The sequence below is a fragment of the Klebsiella sp. BDA134-6 genome (genome assembly GCF_015601345.1).
Classification (GTDB): Bacteria; Pseudomonadota; Gammaproteobacteria; order Enterobacterales; family Enterobacteriaceae; genus Klebsiella; species Klebsiella grimontii.
In genome coordinates this window covers 897,842-915,087 of the sequence record NZ_CP064784.1, presented here as the reverse complement: position 1 = coordinate 915,087, position 17,246 = coordinate 897,842, and the positions used below count along the sequence as shown (strand labels likewise).

Genomic DNA, 17,246 nt, shown 5'->3' with positions numbered 1-17,246 from the left:
GTTCCGCCATCCAGTAATATAGCGCCCTTTCCATTCCTGGACCCAATTTTGACGTATCTCCGATTCTCCATGGAGATGATCAACTATTGCCTGCAATCAAAGAACTAAAGAGCCGAACATATATGCCTTTTACACTTGGTCAACGCTGGATTAGCGACACAGAGAGCGAACTGGGATTAGGGACGGTCGTTGCGCTGGACGCGCGCATGGTGACTCTGCTTTTCCCCGCCATCGGCGAAAACCGTCTGTACGCACGCAACGACTCCCCGATCACCCGCGTGATGTTCAACCCGGGCGATACCATCACCAGCCATGAAGGCTGGCAGCTCCAGGTTGACGAAGTTAATGAAGAGAACGGTCTGCTGGCCTACACCGGTACCCGCCTCGATACCCAGGAAGCCAACGTCACCCTGCGTGAAGTGCTGCTCGACAGCAAACTGGTCTTCAGCAAACCGCAGGACCGTCTGTTCGCCGGGCAGATCGACCGTATGGACCGTTTCGCCCTGCGCTATCGTGCGCGTAAATTTCAGAGCGAACAGTACCGTATGCCGTGGAGCGGCCTGCGCGGCCAGCGCACCAGCCTGATCCCGCATCAGCTGAATATCGCTCACGACGTTGGCCGCCGCCACGCGCCGCGCGTCCTGCTGGCGGACGAAGTGGGTTTAGGTAAAACCATTGAAGCCGGGATGATCCTGCATCAGCAGCTGCTCTCCGGCGCTGCCGAACGCGTTCTGATCGTCGTTCCGGAAACCCTGCAGCACCAGTGGCTGGTGGAAATGCTGCGCCGCTTTAACCTGCGCTTTTCGCTGTTTGACGATGAGCGCTACGCCGAAGCGCAGCACGACGCCATTAACCCGTTCGAAACCGAACAGCTGGTTATCTGCTCGCTGGACTTCGTGCGCCGCAGCAAGCAGCGCCTGGAGCACCTGTGCGATGCCGAATGGGACCTGATGGTCGTCGATGAAGCGCACCATCTGGTGTGGAGTGAAGACGCGCCAAGCCGCGAATATCAGGCCATTGAGCAGTTGGCCGAGCGCGTGCCGGGCATTCTGCTGCTCACCGCGACGCCGGAACAGCTGGGGATGGAGAGCCACTTCGCCCGCCTGCGCCTGCTCGACCCTAACCGTTTCCACGATTTCGCTCAGTTTGTTGAAGAGCAGCAGAACTACCGTCCGGTCGCCGACGCCGTGGCCCTGCTGCTGGCCGGGAATAAACTGAACGACGCCGAGCTGAACGCGCTGAGCGATCTGATCGGCGAACAAGATATCGAACCGCTATTGCAGGCCGCCAACAGCGATCGCGATGATGCCCAGGCTGCTCGTCAGGAGCTGGTGTCGATGCTAATGGACCGCCACGGCACCAGCCGCGTGCTGTTCCGCAACACGCGTAACGGCGTCAAAGGTTTCCCGAAACGCGAGCTGCATACAATTCGTCTGCCGCTGCCGACCCAGTACCAGACAGCTATCAAGGTTTCCGGGATTATGGGTGCCCGTAAAACTGCCGAAGAGCGCGCCCGCGATATGCTCTATCCGGAGCAGATTTATCAAGAGTTTGAAGGCGATACCGGCACCTGGTGGAACTTCGACCCGCGCGTTGAGTGGCTGATGGGCCACCTCACCAGCCACCGTTCGCAGAAAGTGCTGGTGATCTGCGCCAAGGCAGCTACTGCGCTGCAGCTGGAGCAGGTCCTGCGCGAACGCGAAGGCATCCGTGCGGCGGTGTTCCACGAAGGGATGTCGATTATTGAACGTGACCGCGCTGCAGCCTGGTTTGCCGAAGAAGATACCGGCGCTCAGGTGCTGCTGTGTTCTGAAATCGGCTCAGAAGGCCGTAACTTCCAGTTCGCCAGTAACCTGGTGATGTTCGATCTGCCGTTCAACCCGGATCTGCTGGAACAGCGTATCGGCCGTCTTGACCGTATCGGCCAGGCTCACGATATTCAGATCCACGTTCCCTATCTGGAAAGAACCGCCCAGTCGGTGCTGGTGCGCTGGTATCACGAAGGTCTGGACGCTTTCGAGCACACCTGCCCGACCGGCCGTACCGTCTACGACAGCGTGCATAACGAACTGATTAACTATCTCGCCGCCCCGGAAAATACCGACGGCTTCGACGAGCTGATCAAAGCTTGCCGCCAGCAGCATGACGCGCTGAAAGCGCAGCTGGAGCAGGGCCGCGACCGCCTGCTGGAGATCCACTCCAACGGCGGTGAAAAAGCCCAGCAGCTTGCGGAAAGCATTGAAGAGCAGGATGACGACACCAGCCTGATCGCTTTCTCCATGAACCTGTTTGATATCGTCGGCATCAACCAGGACGATCGCGGTGAGAATCTGATTGTCCTGACCCCCTCCGACCATATGCTGGTCCCGGATTTCCCGGGTCTGCCGGAAGATGGCTGCACCATTACTTTTGAGCGTGATGTTGCCCTGTCCCGCGAAGACGCACAGTTCATCACCTGGGAGCATCCGCTGATTATCAACGGTCTGGATCTGATCCTTTCCGGCGATACCGGAAGCAGCACCATTTCGCTGCTGAAGAACAAAGCGCTGCCGGTCGGCACTCTGCTGCTGGAGCTGATTTACGTCGTTGAAGCGCAGGCGCCGAAGCATCTGCAGCTCAACCGCTTCCTGCCGCCGACGCCGGTACGCATGCTGCTCGACAAAAACGGCAACAACCTCGCCGGTCAGGTGGAGTTCGAAAGCTTTAACCGTCAGCTGAGCGCGGTTAATCGCCACACAGGCAGTAAGTTGGTTAATGCCGTCCAGCAGGACGTCCACGCGATTTTACAGCAGGGTGAAGGCCAGGTCGCCAAAGCGGCCCAGGCGCTGATCGACGCCGCGCGTAAAGAAGCCGACGACAAGCTGACGGCCGAGCTGTCGCGCCTGGAAGCGCTGCGCGCCGTGAACCCGAACATCCGCGATGATGAACTGGCGGCTATCGAGAGCAATCGTCAGCAGGTGATGGACGCGCTGGCTCAGGCAGGCTGGCGTCTTGATGCGCTGCGCTTAATCGTCGTCACCCACCAGTAACGGAACGCGAATATGGCGATGGAAAACTACAATCCGCCGCAGGATCCCTGGCTGGTTATTCTTTACCAGGATGAGCACATTATGGTGGTCAACAAGCCTAGCGGCCTGTTGTCCGTGCCGGGCCGGCTTGACGAGCACAAAGACAGCGTGATGGCGCGCGTTCAGCGCGACTTCCCGCAGGCCGAATCGGTGCACCGGCTGGATATGGCGACCAGCGGCGTGATTGTGGTGGCCCTGACCAAAGCGGCAGAGCGCGAGCTAAAGCGGCAGTTCCGCGAACGCGAGCCGAAAAAACAGTATGTCGCCCGCGTCTGGGGGCACCCGGAAAAAGCGGAAGGTCTGGTGGATTTACCGCTGATTTGCGACTGGCCGAACCGGCCAAAGCAGAAGGTGTGTTACGAAACCGGCAAAGCGGCGCAAACCGAGTATGAAGTGCTGGAGTTCGCGGCGGACAACACCGCCCGCGTGCGCCTGAAGCCGATTACCGGGCGTTCGCATCAGCTGCGCGTACATATGCTGGCGCTGGGCCATCCGATTCTCGGCGACCGCTTTTATGCGTCGCCGGAAGCGCTGGCGATGGCGCCGCGTCTGCTGCTGCACGCCGAAACGCTGACCATCACCCATCCCGCTTTCGGTAATTCGATGACCTTCCGCGCGCCGATCGACTTCTGACCGTTTATCTCTGTCCCGGGTCGTGCCGCCAGCGGCTCACCCGGGCTACTCCTCGCTCATCAATGCCGCGGAAAACGGGCGTCAGTCGCGGGCAAACCACGCATCAATCATCTGCTCAACGCGGGCCACAACCTGCCCGGTGTCATGACGGCGGCTGCGCGCGCAGGCGTGCGCGGGCTCGTCGCACAGCAGGCAGCGGCGCTGGTTCTCCCCCATTGACTGACGGCCCACCAGACCATTTTTCGGGCAAATCACGTCAATATCCCACAGACGGCCCAGCGGATGAGTATGCTCAAGATCGGTACAGAAGGCTTTGATTTCACTGGCGGCGTGATCGACGCACCACAGCGCTTCCGGCCCGGTCGGCAGCCACAGCACCTGGCGATCCAGCGTCTGCCAGCGGTGTTTCCACAGCATCTGATCGCAGGCCTGCAGCGCCACGCCCATCATATTACGGTAGCGAATGCTGTCTTTCACCGCGCCCGGCGTCACCAGGGTCAGCGAAATCACCGGCCGCTGATAATGGGCTAACCAGTCGGCCTGGCGCGCGGCGCGCTGCTCTTTCGCCGCCAGCAGCGCTTCCATGCTTACGCCCTCACGGGCGAGAGTATCCACTGACATTTGTTTTTCTCCTCACTTAATAAAAGGCAGCGGACAGGCTGCCGTCGCAGTCGCGAATAATGGCGCTGATTGTATCGCTAAACGATCCCTGTTTTGGAGACGGGGCGCAGATATTTTCTGCGCCATTTAGCACGAAAAAGCAGACTTAGCGGTTATAAAAAAGTTAAATCAGGCCAAAAAATGACTGAGGAACAGCAGACCCAGCGAAACATTAATCGCGCCGCCGATCCGGGTTGCGATCTGGGCGAACGGCATCAGGTTCATGCGGTTGCCGGATGTCAGAATCGCCACATCGCCGGTACCGCCCTGGCCGCTCTGGCAGCAGGAGACAATCGCCACGTCAATCGGGTGCATGCCAATCTTTTTGCCGACCAGGAAACCGGTCGCCACCAGCGCCGATACGGTGCTGATAATCACCAGCAAATTGGTAAGGGTAAAGGCGTTGACCAGCTCCTGCCATGGCGTGATCGCCACGCCGACGGCAAACAGAATCGGATAGGTCACCGCCGTGCGGAAGAACTTATACACCATCTGCGAGCCCTCCTGCAGGCGCGGAGAGACGCCGTTTACCAACTTCAGCAGCACCGCGAGGAACAGCATGCCCACCGGCGCGGGCAGGCCGATGGTCTTCTGGCCAAGCATACCCAACATATAGAGCAGCACCGCCAATAGCGCGCCGGAGGCCAGCGTCGTCACCTCCATTTTGCCCTCGGCGGGCGTTTCGCGGTGCGTCTCGTTGCGGCGGTTAGGCATCAGTTGCCCCTCGCCGGTCAAATGCGGGAAACGCTTGCCCAGTTGGTTTAAACAGCCGGCGATCACAATCGCCGTCAGGCTGCCCAGCATCACCATCGGCAGCACGCGCCCGAGCGCAACGCCCTGATCCATATGCATCAGCGCGGCGTAGCCAATCGACAGCGGAATCGCCCCCTCGCCGACGCCGCCGGCCATGATCGGCAGGACGATAAAGAAGAACACCTGAAACGGCTCCAGCCCCAGGGCGGTACCGACGCCGACGCCGACCACCATGCCGACGATTTCGCCGCACAGCATCGGGAAGAAAATCCGCAGAAAGCCCTGAATCAGCGTGGTGCGGTTCATGCTCATAATGCTGCCGACGATAATGCAGCAGATATAAAGGTAAAGAATGTTGGTCGACTTATAGAATTTGGTGGTCGACTCCACCACCACCTCCGGCAGCAGGCCGTAATGCACCAGCGCAGAAGGGATGAAGGTCGCGCAGATGGCCGCCGCGCCAAGCTTGCCGAGTACCGGCAGGCGTTTACCGAATTCGCCGCAGGCAAAGCCGAAAAAGGCCAGCGTCGCCACCATCACGACGATATCGCTCGGCAGCTTGCCGCCCAGACAGTCCAGCGCGATCAGGCCGCCGGCCAGCAGAAAGAGCGGCAGCGGGATAATACCGACTTTCCAGTTATCGAGGATATGCCACCAGCGCTGCTTAAGCGCGGGTTTCGGCGTATTAATAGGGTCGATGGTTGCAGAGAATGCATTGTCTGTGGTGCTCATAATTAAGCCCTCTGGTTATTATTACTTTTCAGGTTAGAGGGCCACGCGCGGAGTTAATGTGAGGATCGGCAGATTAAAAAAGAAGTTTTAATGGTCACTATGGTTTTTATGGTTTCTATACCCTAAATAATCCGAGTTGCAGGAAGGCGGCAAGTGAGTGACAAATTCGTCGGGAACGAATTTGACCAGCCGAAGGCTGGCCTCCGGTGAGAGGCAGGAGCCTCTCATTAATCCCCAGGAGTTTACTCCGGTAAGTGACTGGGGTGAACGAACGCGGCCAACGCACATGCAACTTGAAGTATGACGGGTATATTATTATTGTGAAACCGCTCTGATTTATTACCGTGGTTTTTAAGGTTTTTAAATCCAGCGCCTGATTAACCTTGATAAATTCCCCGCCAGCGGATAATTGTGGTTGCCGGACACTCTTGTGACGTTCACCGGTTTCCCTCAGCCACGATGCCGGCAGCGAAAAAAGATACGCTGCCGTATCCCTGATACTGTGCATTATACTTATGAAGGTTTCATTTCAGTTTAAGCTGTTCATTTCGCTGGTCGCTTTTTTCTCAGTGCTGTTTGCGCTGCTGGGCGTGTATTACTATTTCGACGCCAGCCATCAGCTTTATCAGGAAATGAGCGCCCGCGCGAAAATACAGGCAGAAGAAATCGCGCTGATGCCGGATTTACGTCAGCAGGTGGCGCGTGAAGACGCGCTGGCAATAAAGCCTTTTATGCAAAATATCGCCGCCCACAGCGACGCCAGTTTTATCGTCATTGGCGATAAGCGGGGCGTGCATCTGTTTCACTCTGTCCATCCGGAGTGGGTCGGCACGCGGCTGGTTGGCGGCGATAACCAGTCGGTACTTGAGGGGAAAAGCACGACCACCATCCGCAAAGGGGGACTCGGTATTTCTCTGCGCAGCAAAGCGCCCATTTTCGATGACGCGGGTCGGGTCGTTGGCATTGTCTCCGTCGGCTACCTCACCAGCTATCTCGACAGCATCACGCTGGCAAAAGTCATCAATATCTTCATCGCCGCGGTGCTGCTACTTATCGCGCTGTTTACCTTTTCCTGGTACTTCACCCGCAGCATTAAGAAACAAATCTTCTCGCTGGAGCCGCGGGAAATCGGCCTGCTGGTGCGTCAGCAAAAAGCGATGATGGAGTCGATATACGAAGGGGTGATTGTGATTGACCATCACCGGCGTATCGAAGTGATAAACCACGCCGCCCGCAGCCTGCTCGGACTGAGCCAGCCCGCGCACCAGCTGCGCGGTAAGTCGATCGATAGCGTCATTACCCCGCAGCCGTTTTTCGCCGGCGGAGAGATGTTCGAAAGCGATACCCACGACGAGCTGTGCCGTTTTAATCAGCTTACCGTGCTCGCCAGCCGGGTGCGAATCATGCTGGAGAATTCGCTCCAGGGCTGGGTGATCACCTTCCGCGACCGCGATGAAATCAACTCCCTGAGCGCCCAGCTCAGCCAGGTAAAACGCTACGTTGATAATCTGCGCATCATGCGCCATGAACAGCTCAACCGGATGACGACCCTCTCCGGCCTGCTGCATATGGGCCACTATGATGAGGCAATTCGCTATATTCAGGCGCAGTCGGAGCATGCCCAGGAGCTGCTGGACTTTATCTCCTCGCACTTTAATTCGCCGACCCTGTGCGGCCTGCTGCTGGGTAAAGCCGCCCGCGCGCGGGAAAAAGGAGTTGAGCTGAGCTTTGACCCGGCCTGCCGCATCGACCGCCCGCTGCCATCATTGATAGAGTCCGAGCTTATCTCTATCATCGGTAATCTGCTGGATAACGCCATTGAGGCCACCCAGCGCGCCGAACTGCCGCACGAACCGGTAGAGATCCTGATTCAGCTCAACGCCAGGGAATTAATGATTGAAGTCGCCGATCGCGGCGTCGGTATTCGCCCGGAGATCCGCGAGCATATCTTTGAACGCGGCGTCACCACCAAAACCCGGGGCGATCACGGTATTGGACTGTATCTTATTGAGCGCTATGTCACCCAGGCTGGCGGTACGATTGAAGTGGCCGACAACGCGCCGCGCGGGGCGATTTTCACGCTGTTTATTCCCGCCAGCGGGCCAGCCCATCCGCAAGAAGAGACGCACTATGCATCATGACCTGGTCGATGTCCTGATCGTTGAAGATGAAAGCGAACTGGCGCGGCTGCACGCCGAGCTTATCCAGAAACACCCGCGTATGCGGCTGGCGGGCACGGCGGCTTCTCTCGCCCAGGCGCGGCAGATACTCAATGCCAGGCCGCCGCAGCTGGTGCTGCTGGATAACTACCTGCCGGACGGCAAAGGGGTCACCCTGATGAACGATCCTAGCATGGCCCACGCTAGCTGCTCGGTGATCTTTATCACCGCCGCCAGCGATATGGAAACCTGTAGCCAGGCGATCCGCAACGGCGCCTTCGACTACATTCTCAAACCGGTGTCGTGGAAACGCCTGAGCCAGTCCCTTGAACGGTTCGTGCAGTTCTACGACCAGCAGCGCGAATGGAAAATTGTCGACCAGCAGAACGTGGATTCGCTGTATCAGTTGCAGGCTAAAAACTACCGAGCCGATAGCGGCAGTAAAGGTATTGAAGAAAAAACGCTGGCGCTGGTGCAGAGTCTGTTTACCGGCGAAGAAGCGCGCTGCTTTTCGGTAGATGACGTGGTGAGCGAGGCTGGATTGAGCAAAACCACGGCCCGGCGCTATCTGGAGCACTGCGTGGAAATCGGCTTTCTGCAGGTGGAAATGCTGTACGGCAAGATAGGCCATCCGCGGCGCATGTACCGCCGCGCCGCCAGCGCATCGTGACGCCTCTCCCGCCCGGGAGAGGCCGGTCGTTCAGAAGCCGCGCTGCTCTTTAACCAGCTCCCAGGCTTTCTGGATCTCCTGCGCTTTCTGCTTAGCCATCTCCATCATTTCCGGCGGTAACCCTTTCGCCACCAGCTTATCCGGATGGTGTTCGCTCATCAGCTTACGATAGGCGCGCTTGACGGTAGCGGCATCGTCGGTCGTTTTAACCCCCAGCACATTGCAGGCATCTTCCAGGGTTGGCCCGCGCTGCGCCTGCTGCCAGCCAGCGTTGCCGCCGCGCTGCCCGTATGAATGCTGCTGCGAACCACCGCCAAACTGCGCCCCGCCCTGCATCATGCGCAGGAACTGCTCGAACTGAGCCCGGGAGATACCCAGTTCATCGGCAATGACAAACAGCACATCACGTTCGTTGGGATGCAGTTCACCGTCGGCGAAAGCCGCCTGCAACTGAATTTCCAGAAACATCCGAATTAAATCAAAACGCCCAAAACAGACGCTGCGCAGCTGACGCATTTTCTCACGCAGCGGATAATCATCTGATTTCCCTACCCGAAACGCGTGCTGCGCCGCGGTACGCGCTTCGCCATGCAGATTCATGCGATCCATCAGCAAATTGGCGACATGAATATCGGCTTCAGTGACGCGTCCTTTCGATTTGGTCAGATGCCCCATCACTTCAAAAGTGGTGGAGAAGAACAGCGACTGGCGCTCCTGCTGGTTGACGAAGACATTCAGCCGGCGACTGCGCGCGCGGTCAAACATATGCCCGACTAAGAACCCCAGCACCACGCCCCAGAAGCCGCCCCCCATCATCAACGCAACCGCAACGCCAATTATTTTACCCAAATACTGCATAGACTCCCCAATCTCTCTGCCGCCAGTTAAGCTATATCTGACCGCACGTTACAAAGCGTTTACGCCTCGGTCAATTGTGGGACATAGCCTATAATTTGCTTTATCATACTCGTCATTCTACACGGTGCCTAACGCTCGGGAAGTAAACGGGCAGGATTAACACTAGCGCGATTTAGACGAGTACGTTAGGCTCTGACCGTTTGCAAGCCGCTGCCACACGATGACGGAACAACAAATACAACGTATGAAAAAACGTATTCCCAGCCTCCTGGCCACCATGATTGCCAGCGCCTTGTATAGCCAACAGGGCCTCGCTGCCGATCTCGCCACGCAGTGTATGCTTGGCGTACCAAGCTACAATCGTCCTCTGGTTGAAGGGAAACCCAACGACCTGCCGGTGACGATCGATGCCGATCATGCGAAAGGCAACTATCCTGATAACGCCGTATTTACCGGCAACGTTGATATCAATCAGGGGAACAGCCGACTGCAGGCCGATGAAGTTCAGCTTCACCAGCAGCAGGCCGCCGGTCAGCCGCAGCCGGTGCGTACAGTTGATGCCCTCGGCAACGTTCACTATGACGACAATCAGGTGATCCTCAAAGGGCCGAAAGCCTGGTCGAACCTGAACACCAAAGATACCAACGTCTGGCAGGGCGATTACCAAATGGTTGGCCGTCAGGGACGCGGTACCGCTGACCTGATGAAACAGCGCGGCGAAAACCGCTACACCATTTTAGAAAACGGCAGCTTCACCTCGTGTCTGCCCGGCTCTGACACCTGGAGCGTGGTCGGCAGTGAAGTTATCCACGACCGCGAAGAACAGGTCGCTGAGATCTGGAACGCCCGCTTCAAGCTCGGTTCCGTGCCGATTTTTTACAGCCCTTACCTGCAGCTGCCGGTGGGCGACAAGCGTCGTTCGGGCTTCCTGATCCCCAACGCCAAATACAGCACCAAAAACGGCGCGGAGTTCTATCTTCCTTACTACTGGAACATCGCCCCGAACTTCGACGCCACGCTGACGCCGCACTATATGAGCAAGCGCGGCGGCGTCATGTGGGAGAACGAATTCCGCTATCTGACCAAAGCAGGAACCGGTTTAATCGAGTTCGATTACCTGCCTTCGGATAAAATCTACCAGGACGATCACTCAGGCGACTCCAATAGCCGCCGTTGGCTGTTCTACTGGAACCATTCCGGCGTCGTAGACCAGGTATGGCGCTTCAACGCCGATTACACCAAAGTCAGCGACCCGGACTACTTTAACGACTTCAGCTCGAAATACGGTTCCAGTACCGATGGCTACGCCACGCAGAAACTCAGCGCCGGCTACGCTAATCAGAACTTTGACGCCACCGTATCGACCAAGCAGTTCCAGGTCTTTGACCGCGACTCAAGCAATGCCTATTCCGCCGAGCCGCAGCTGGACGTGAACTACTACCAGAACGATGTCGGCCCGTTTGATACCCATCTTTATGGCCAGGCGGTGCATTTTGTTAACTCGAACAGCAGAATGCCGGAAGCGACGCGCGTTCACTTCGAGCCAACCATCAACCTGCCGCTGTCTAACGGTTGGGGAAGCATCAATACTGAGGCCAAACTGCTGGCAACCCATTACCAGCAAAGCAACCTTGACGACTACAACGCGGCCAACGGTACCGATTATAAAGACTCCGTTAACCGCGTGATGCCGCAGTTTAAAGTCGATGGCAAAATGGTTTTCGAGCGTGATATGCAGGAGAACTATACCCAGACGCTTGAACCGCGGATGCAGTATCTGTATATCCCTTATCGCGACCAAAGCAAGATCGGCAGCTACGACTCAACGCTGCTGCAATCGGACTACAGCGGCCTGTTCCGCGACCGCACCTACAGCGGTCTCGATCGTATAGCTTCCGCCAATCAGGTCTCCACCGGCGTCACATCTCGCGTTTATGATGCCGCCGCCGTTGAACGTTTTAATATTTCCGTTGGTCAAATCTACTATTTCACCGAGGCACGTACCGGTGACGACAACATCAACTGGGAGAACAACGACACGCGAGGTTCACTGGTATGGGCTGGCGATACTTACTGGCGCATCACCGACGACTGGGGTTTACGCGGGGGAATTCAGTACGATACGCGTCTGGATAACGTCGCTACCGGCAGCGGAACCGTGGAATACCGTCGCGACGAAAACCGTTTAGTACAACTTAACTATCGTTATGCGAGCCCGGAATACATTCAGGCGACCCTGCCGTCTTATTCCACCGCTAAGCAGTACAAAGATGGTATCTCGCAGGTGGGGATGACCGCCAGCTGGCCAATCGTCGATCGTTGGGCAGTCGTCGGCGCGTATTACTACGACACGAATACCAGAAAGTCAGCGAACCAGATGTTAGGGGTTCAGTATAGCTCCTGCTGCTACGCTATCCGCGTCGGCTATGAACGTAAGATCAACGGCTGGGATAACAGCAGCAGCGAAAGCAAATACGACAACACTTTCGGCTTTAACATTGAGCTGCGCGGCCTGAGCTCCAATTACGGTCTCGGCACCCAGCAGATGCTGCGTTCGAACATTTTACCGTACCAGAGCTCCCTGTGATGTGGCTGGTTTAAAACGTAATCCGCAATTGCGGTTAATTGAAATGGAAAAAGTATGAAGAACTGGAAAACGCTGCTTCTCGGTATCGCCATGATCGCGAATACCAGTTTCGCTGCCCCACAGGTTGTCGATAAAGTAGCGGCTGTCGTCAATAATGGCGTTGTTCTGGAAAGCGACGTCGATGGCTTGATGCAATCGGTAAAACTTAACGCCGGCCAGGCCGGGCAGCAGCTGCCGGATGACGCCACCCTGCGTCATCAGATCCTTGAACGTCTAATCATGGACCAGATTGTCCTGCAAATGGGCCAGAAAATGGGCGTGAAGATCTCTGACGATCAGCTCGACCAGGCGATCGCCAACATTGCAAAACAGAACAACATGACCATGGATCAGATGCGTAGCCGTCTGGCCTATGACGGCATTAACTACAACACCTACCGTAATCAGATTCGTAAAGAGATGATTATTTCGGAAGTGCGTAACAATGAAGTTCGTCGTCGCATCACCGTTCTGCCGCAGGAAGTTGAAACTCTGGCAAAACAGATCGGCGATCAGAACGACGCCAGTACCGAACTGAACCTCAGCCACATCCTGATCCCGCTGCCGGAAAACCCGACTTCTGAGCAGGTTGCTGAAGCTCAGGACCAGGCAAACTCCGTGGTTGAGCAGGCGCGCAGCGGTGCGAACTTCGGCAAGCTGGCTATCACCTACTCTGCTGACCAGCAGGCGCTGAAAGGCGGCCAGATGGGCTGGGGCCGGATTCAGGAGCTGCCGGGCATCTTCGCCCAGGCGCTGAGCACCGCGAAAAAAGGCGATATCGTCGGCCCAATACGCTCCGGCGTTGGCTTCCATATCCTGAAAATTAACGATATGCGCGGCGGCAGCCAGAATATCTCCGTGACCGAAGTTCACGCCCGCCACATCCTGCTGAAACCGTCGCCGATCATGAACGACGATCAGGCTCGGGCGAAGCTGGAGCAGATCGCGGCTGACATCAAGAGCGGGAAAACCACGTTTGCCAAAGCGGCGAAAGAGTTCTCTGAAGATCCGGGCTCTGCCAACCAGGGCGGCGATTTAGGTTGGGCGACGCCGGATATCTTCGATCCGGCTTTCCGCGACGCCATTCTGCGCCTCAATAAAGGCCAGACCAGCGCTCCGGTTCACTCCTCCTTCGGCTGGCACCTGATTGAGCTGCTGGATACCCGCAACGTCGACAGAACCGACGCCGCGCAGAAAGATCGCGCTTATCGCATGCTGATGAACCGTAAGTTCTCTGAGGAAGCAGCGACCTGGATGCAGGAACAGCGCGCCAGCGCCTACGTGAAGGTTCTGAGCAACTAATCGCATTAGCCTCATACACAACATCACTCAGGGTGTATCGAGGCGGCTGAGCAAATCGCCCCGGTCTCTGACGGGGGCGACGAAGCGCAGCCAGTAAGAGACCGCCTGAAGGATGAAGTGTATGAATCGAGTTGTTATCACTCCCGGTGAACCCGCCGGGATTGGCCCCGACCTCGTTGTGCAGCTTGCGCAGCGCGACTGGCCGGTAGAGCTGGTGATCTGCGCCGATGGCGCTCTGTTATCCGACCGGGCGAAGCTGCTCGGTCTTCCTTTAGCGCTTCTGCCTTACGACCCCTCCGCCCCCGCTACGCCGCAGCGCGCAGGCACCCTGACGCTTCTCCACGTCGCGCTCAACGCACCGGTTGAACCGGGCGTGCTCAACGTCAGCAACGGCAGCTACGTAGTGGACACGCTGGCCCGCGCCTGCGATGGTTGCCTGAACGGCGAGTTCGCCGCGCTGATTACCGGTCCGGTGCACAAGGGCATTATTAACGATGCGGGGATCGCATTTACCGGTCATACCGAGTTCTTTGAAGAGCGCTCGCAGGCCAGTAAAGTGGTGATGATGCTGGCGACGGAAGCGCTGCGCGTGGCGCTGGTGACCACTCACCTGCCGCTAAAAGCGATAAGCGATGCGATTACCCCTGAGCTGCTGCGGGAAATCATCACTATCCTGGATCACGATCTGCGCACCAAATTTGGCATCAGCAACCCGCACGTGCTGGTTTGCGGCCTGAACCCGCACGCCGGCGAAGGCGGCCATATGGGGACGGAAGAGATCGATACCATCATTCCGGTGCTCGAAGAGATGCGCGCGAAGGGCATGAATCTCAGCGGCCCGCTGCCGGCGGATACCCTGTTTCAGCCGAAATATCTCGACCATGCCGATGCCGTGCTCGCGATGTATCACGATCAGGGCCTGCCCGTGCTAAAATACCAGGGCTTTGGCCGCGGCGTGAATATTACGCTCGGTTTACCATTTATTCGCACTTCCGTTGACCACGGCACCGCGCTTGAACTTGCGGGCCAGGGGAAAGCGGAAGTCGGCAGTTTTATCACGGCGCTTAATCTCGCCATTAAAATGATTGTTAATACTCAATGAATAATCGAGTCCATCAGGGCCACTTAGCCCGTAAACGCTTCGGGCAAAACTTTCTCAACGATCAATTTGTGATCGACAGCATTGTCTCGGCCATCAATCCACAAAAAGGCCAGGCGATTGTTGAAATCGGCCCCGGCCTCGCCGCGCTGACCGAACCGGTTGGCGAACGCCTCGACCAGCTCACCGTTATCGAGCTGGACCGCGACCTGGCCGCTCGTCTGCAAACGCATCCGTTCCTCGGACCTAAGCTGACGATTTATCAGCAGGATGCGATGACCATGAACTTTGGTGAGCTGTCGCAGAGCATGGGCCAGCCGCTGCGCGTCTTCGGCAACCTGCCGTACAATATCTCGACCCCGCTGATGTTCCATCTGTTCAGCTATACTGATGCCATTGCCGATATGCACTTTATGCTGCAAAAAGAGGTCGTCAATCGCCTGGTTGCCGGGCCGAACAGTAAGGCGTATGGTCGGTTAAGCGTAATGGCGCAGTACTACTGCCAGATCATCCCGGTACTTGAAGTGCCGCCGAGCGCCTTTACGCCGCCGCCTAAAGTCGATTCCGCCGTAGTGCGTCTGGTGCCTTACCGCACGCTGCCGCATCCGGTGAAAGAAGTACGCGTACTGAGCCGTATCACGACAGAAGCGTTTAACCAGCGTCGGAAAACGATCCGCAACAGCCTCGGCAACCTGTTCAGCGTTGAGGTTCTGACCGAACTGGGTATCGACCCGGCGAAGCGCGCAGAGAATATTTCCGTGGCGCAGTACTGTCAGCTAGCTAACTGGTTATCAGAGAACGCGCCCACCAAGGAGAGCTAACCATGATTAATTCGCCCCGAGTATGTGTGCAGGTACAAAGCGTCTATATCGAATCGCAATCTTCTCCGGAAGAAGAGCGTTACGTCTTTGCTTATACCGTCACCATTCGCAATCTGGGGCGAACTCAGGTTCAGCTTCTTGGCCGCTACTGGCTTATCACCAACGGCCACGGTCGCGAGACCGAAGTCCAGGGTGAAGGGGTTGTCGGCGAGCAGCCGCATATTCCCGCTGGCGGTGAGTATCAATATACCAGCGGCGCGGTCATTGAAACGCCGCTGGGCACCATGCAGGGACATTATGAGATGATCGATGTGAACGGCGCGCCGTTCTCCATTGAAGTCCCTGTTTTCCGTCTCGCAGTACCAACCCTCATCCATTAAAACAATGTCTACATACCTTATTGGCGACGTTCACGGTTGCTACGATGAACTGATCGCATTATTAGAGCAGGTGGAGTTTAACCCTGAGGTTGATACGCTGTGGCTCACGGGCGACCTGGTCGCGCGCGGCCCCGGTTCTCTGGAAGTGCTGCGTTTCGTGAAACAGCTTGGCGATAGCGTTCGCATCGTCCTGGGCAATCATGACCTGCACCTGCTGGCGGTCTTTGCGGGCATTAGCCGCAATAAACCCAAAGATCGGCTGAAATCGCTACTCGAGGCACCGGATGCCGACGATCTGCTCAACTGGCTGCGTCGTCAGCCAATGATGCAAATCGATGAAGAGAAAAAGCTGGTCATGGCCCATGCCGGGATCACCCCGCAATGGGATCTGGAAACCGCCAAACAGTGCGCCCGCGATGTGGAAGCCGTGCTCGCCAGCGACTCCTATCCGTTCTTCCTCGACGCGATGTACGGCGATATGCCGAACAACTGGAGTAACGAGCTCAGCGGCCTGGCGCGCCTGCGCTTTATCTCCAACGCCTTTACCCGCATGCGCTACTGCTTCCCGAACGGGCAGTTGGATATGTACGCCAAAGAGGCGCCGGAAAACGCCCCCGCGCCGCTCAAGCCGTGGTTTGCCATTCCCGGACCGGTGGCCAACGAGTACAGTATTGCTTTCGGTCATTGGGCTTCACTGGAAGGAAAAGGCACGCCGGAAGGCATTTACGCGCTGGATACCGGCTGCTGCTGGGGCGGCGATCTGACCTGCCTGCGCTGGGAAGATAAGACATATTTTACGCAGCCATCAAACCGGCAGGTAAATCTTGATGGGGATGAGGCAATCGCCTCCTGAAGATAGTCCCCCGGTGGGCTAAGCCACCGGGGAAAGCTTTAGCGGCGCTCCAGAATCTCGAAGCAGTAGCTATGGGAATTCTGCGCATCAGCATCGTGGAACTCGCTGAATACCGACTCCCACTCGTCCGGGTCGTAATCCGGGAAATGAGTATCGCCCTCCACTTCCGCATCAATATGCGTCAGATAGAGCTTGTGTGCTTTCGGCAGGAACTGCTCATACACGCGACCGCCGCCGATCACCATCATCTCTTCCACGTCGCCGCAGGCGGCAATAGCTTCATCGACCGATTTGACCCACTCCACGCGCTCGTCGGTTCCGGGCTGGCTGCTAATCACGATATTTTTACGTCCCGGTAACGGACGACCGATGGATTCCCAGGTAAGACGTCCCATCACTACCGGTTTGTTTAAGGTATTGCGCTTAAACCAGGCGAGATCGGCAGGCAGGTTCCATGGCATGGCGTTTTCCATACCAATGACGCGATCTACCGCTAACGCCGCAATCAGACTGATCATTAAATAATTCCCGAATGCAAAAAATTGTCGCCACTATACGGAAAGCGTAATACTTCGTCGACTGGGCAAAGGGTAAAGAATCAGAAAATTTTAAGTTTTGCTGGCGAGCCCACG

14 protein-coding genes are annotated in these 17,246 nt (G+C 57.0%); 10 read left to right on the top strand and 4 right to left on the bottom strand.

Annotation, left to right across the window (positions count from 1 at the left end; all coding sequences use genetic code 11):
• Positions 1-122: 122 nt before the first annotated feature.
• Together rapA and rluA are read left to right on the top strand one after the other, a co-directional pair.
• Positions 123-3,029, top strand: a complete 2,907-nt coding sequence (rapA, locus tag IYV58_RS04260) for an RNA polymerase-associated protein RapA (RefSeq protein WP_004128858.1) — start codon at positions 123-125, stop codon at positions 3,027-3,029.
• Between the two features lie 12 nt (positions 3,030-3,041).
• Positions 3,042-3,701 (top strand): bifunctional tRNA pseudouridine(32) synthase/23S rRNA pseudouridine(746) synthase RluA, encoded by a 660-nt coding sequence (gene rluA / locus IYV58_RS04255; protein ID WP_049112711.1) that lies wholly within the window; start codon positions 3,042-3,044, stop codon positions 3,699-3,701.
• 81 nt (positions 3,702-3,782) lie between these two features.
• Here rluA and citX read toward each other — a convergent pair whose 3' ends face one another.
• Complete coding sequence (citX, locus tag IYV58_RS04250) at positions 3,783-4,322, bottom strand: citrate lyase holo-[acyl-carrier protein] synthase (protein ID WP_004098536.1); 540 nt, start codon at positions 4,320-4,322, stop codon at positions 3,783-3,785.
• A gap of 168 nt (positions 4,323-4,490) precedes the next feature.
• A complete protein-coding gene (locus IYV58_RS04245) occupies positions 4,491-5,846 on the bottom strand; it encodes a 2-hydroxycarboxylate transporter family protein (protein WP_004128842.1) in 1,356 nt (451 codons plus the stop codon).
• Positions 5,847-6,361: 515 nt separating this feature from the next.
• Here IYV58_RS04245 and IYV58_RS04240 point away from each other — a divergent pair.
• Positions 6,362-7,987, top strand: coding sequence for an ATP-binding protein (locus tag IYV58_RS04240; protein WP_004128840.1), 1,626 nt, complete (start codon positions 6,362-6,364; stop codon positions 7,985-7,987).
• Positions 7,977-8,675 carry a response regulator gene (locus IYV58_RS04235; protein ID WP_195729441.1) on the top strand — a complete coding sequence of 233 codons (699 nt, stop codon included), beginning with the start codon at positions 7,977-7,979 and terminating at the stop codon, positions 8,673-8,675. The genes IYV58_RS04240 and IYV58_RS04235 overlap by 11 nt, the downstream gene beginning before the upstream one ends.
• Positions 8,676-8,705: 30 nt before the next feature.
• Here IYV58_RS04235 and djlA read toward each other — a convergent pair whose 3' ends face one another.
• Entirely contained in the window at positions 8,706-9,533 is an 828-nt protein-coding gene (gene djlA / locus IYV58_RS04230; protein ID WP_195729440.1) for a co-chaperone DjlA, read from the bottom strand.
• Positions 9,534-9,777: 244 nt separating this feature from the next.
• On the opposite strand from djlA, the gene lptD reads away from it, so the two are divergent.
• The 6 genes from lptD (at position 9,778) to apaH (ending at position 16,614) form a co-directional block, all read left to right on the top strand.
• On the top strand, positions 9,778-12,120 hold the full coding sequence (lptD, locus tag IYV58_RS04225) for an LPS assembly protein LptD (protein WP_032742034.1): 2,343 nt from the start codon (positions 9,778-9,780) through the stop codon (positions 12,118-12,120).
• A 54-nt stretch (positions 12,121-12,174) separates the two neighbouring features.
• Positions 12,175-13,461: a peptidylprolyl isomerase SurA gene (gene surA / locus IYV58_RS04220; protein ID WP_004128832.1), complete on the top strand. Its 1,287-nt coding sequence runs from the start codon at positions 12,175-12,177 to the stop codon at positions 13,459-13,461.
• Positions 13,462-13,582: 121 nt separating this feature from the next.
• Positions 13,583-14,563, top strand: coding sequence for a 4-hydroxythreonine-4-phosphate dehydrogenase PdxA (gene pdxA / locus IYV58_RS04215; protein WP_087828470.1), 981 nt, complete (start codon positions 13,583-13,585; stop codon positions 14,561-14,563).
• Entirely contained in the window at positions 14,560-15,381 is an 822-nt protein-coding gene (gene rsmA / locus IYV58_RS04210) for a 16S rRNA (adenine(1518)-N(6)/adenine(1519)-N(6))-dimethyltransferase RsmA (RefSeq protein WP_004098527.1), read from the top strand. Before pdxA ends, rsmA begins: the two co-directional genes overlap by 4 nt.
• Positions 15,382-15,383: 2 nt before the next feature.
• The gene (apaG, locus tag IYV58_RS04205) at positions 15,384-15,761 is read left to right on the top strand and encodes a Co2+/Mg2+ efflux protein ApaG (RefSeq protein WP_004128828.1); all 378 of its coding nucleotides are present in this window, start codon (positions 15,384-15,386) and stop codon (positions 15,759-15,761) included.
• A gap of 4 nt (positions 15,762-15,765) precedes the next feature.
• On the top strand, positions 15,766-16,614 hold the full coding sequence (gene apaH, locus IYV58_RS04200) for a bis(5'-nucleosyl)-tetraphosphatase (symmetrical) ApaH (protein ID WP_004128827.1): 849 nt from the start codon (positions 15,766-15,768) through the stop codon (positions 16,612-16,614).
• 38 nt (positions 16,615-16,652) lie between these two features.
• On the opposite strand, the gene folA is transcribed toward apaH, so the two are convergent.
• A complete protein-coding gene (gene folA, locus IYV58_RS04195; RefSeq protein ID WP_004128826.1) occupies positions 16,653-17,132 on the bottom strand; it encodes a type 3 dihydrofolate reductase in 480 nt (159 codons plus the stop codon).
• Between the last annotated feature and the right edge of the window lie 114 nt (positions 17,133-17,246).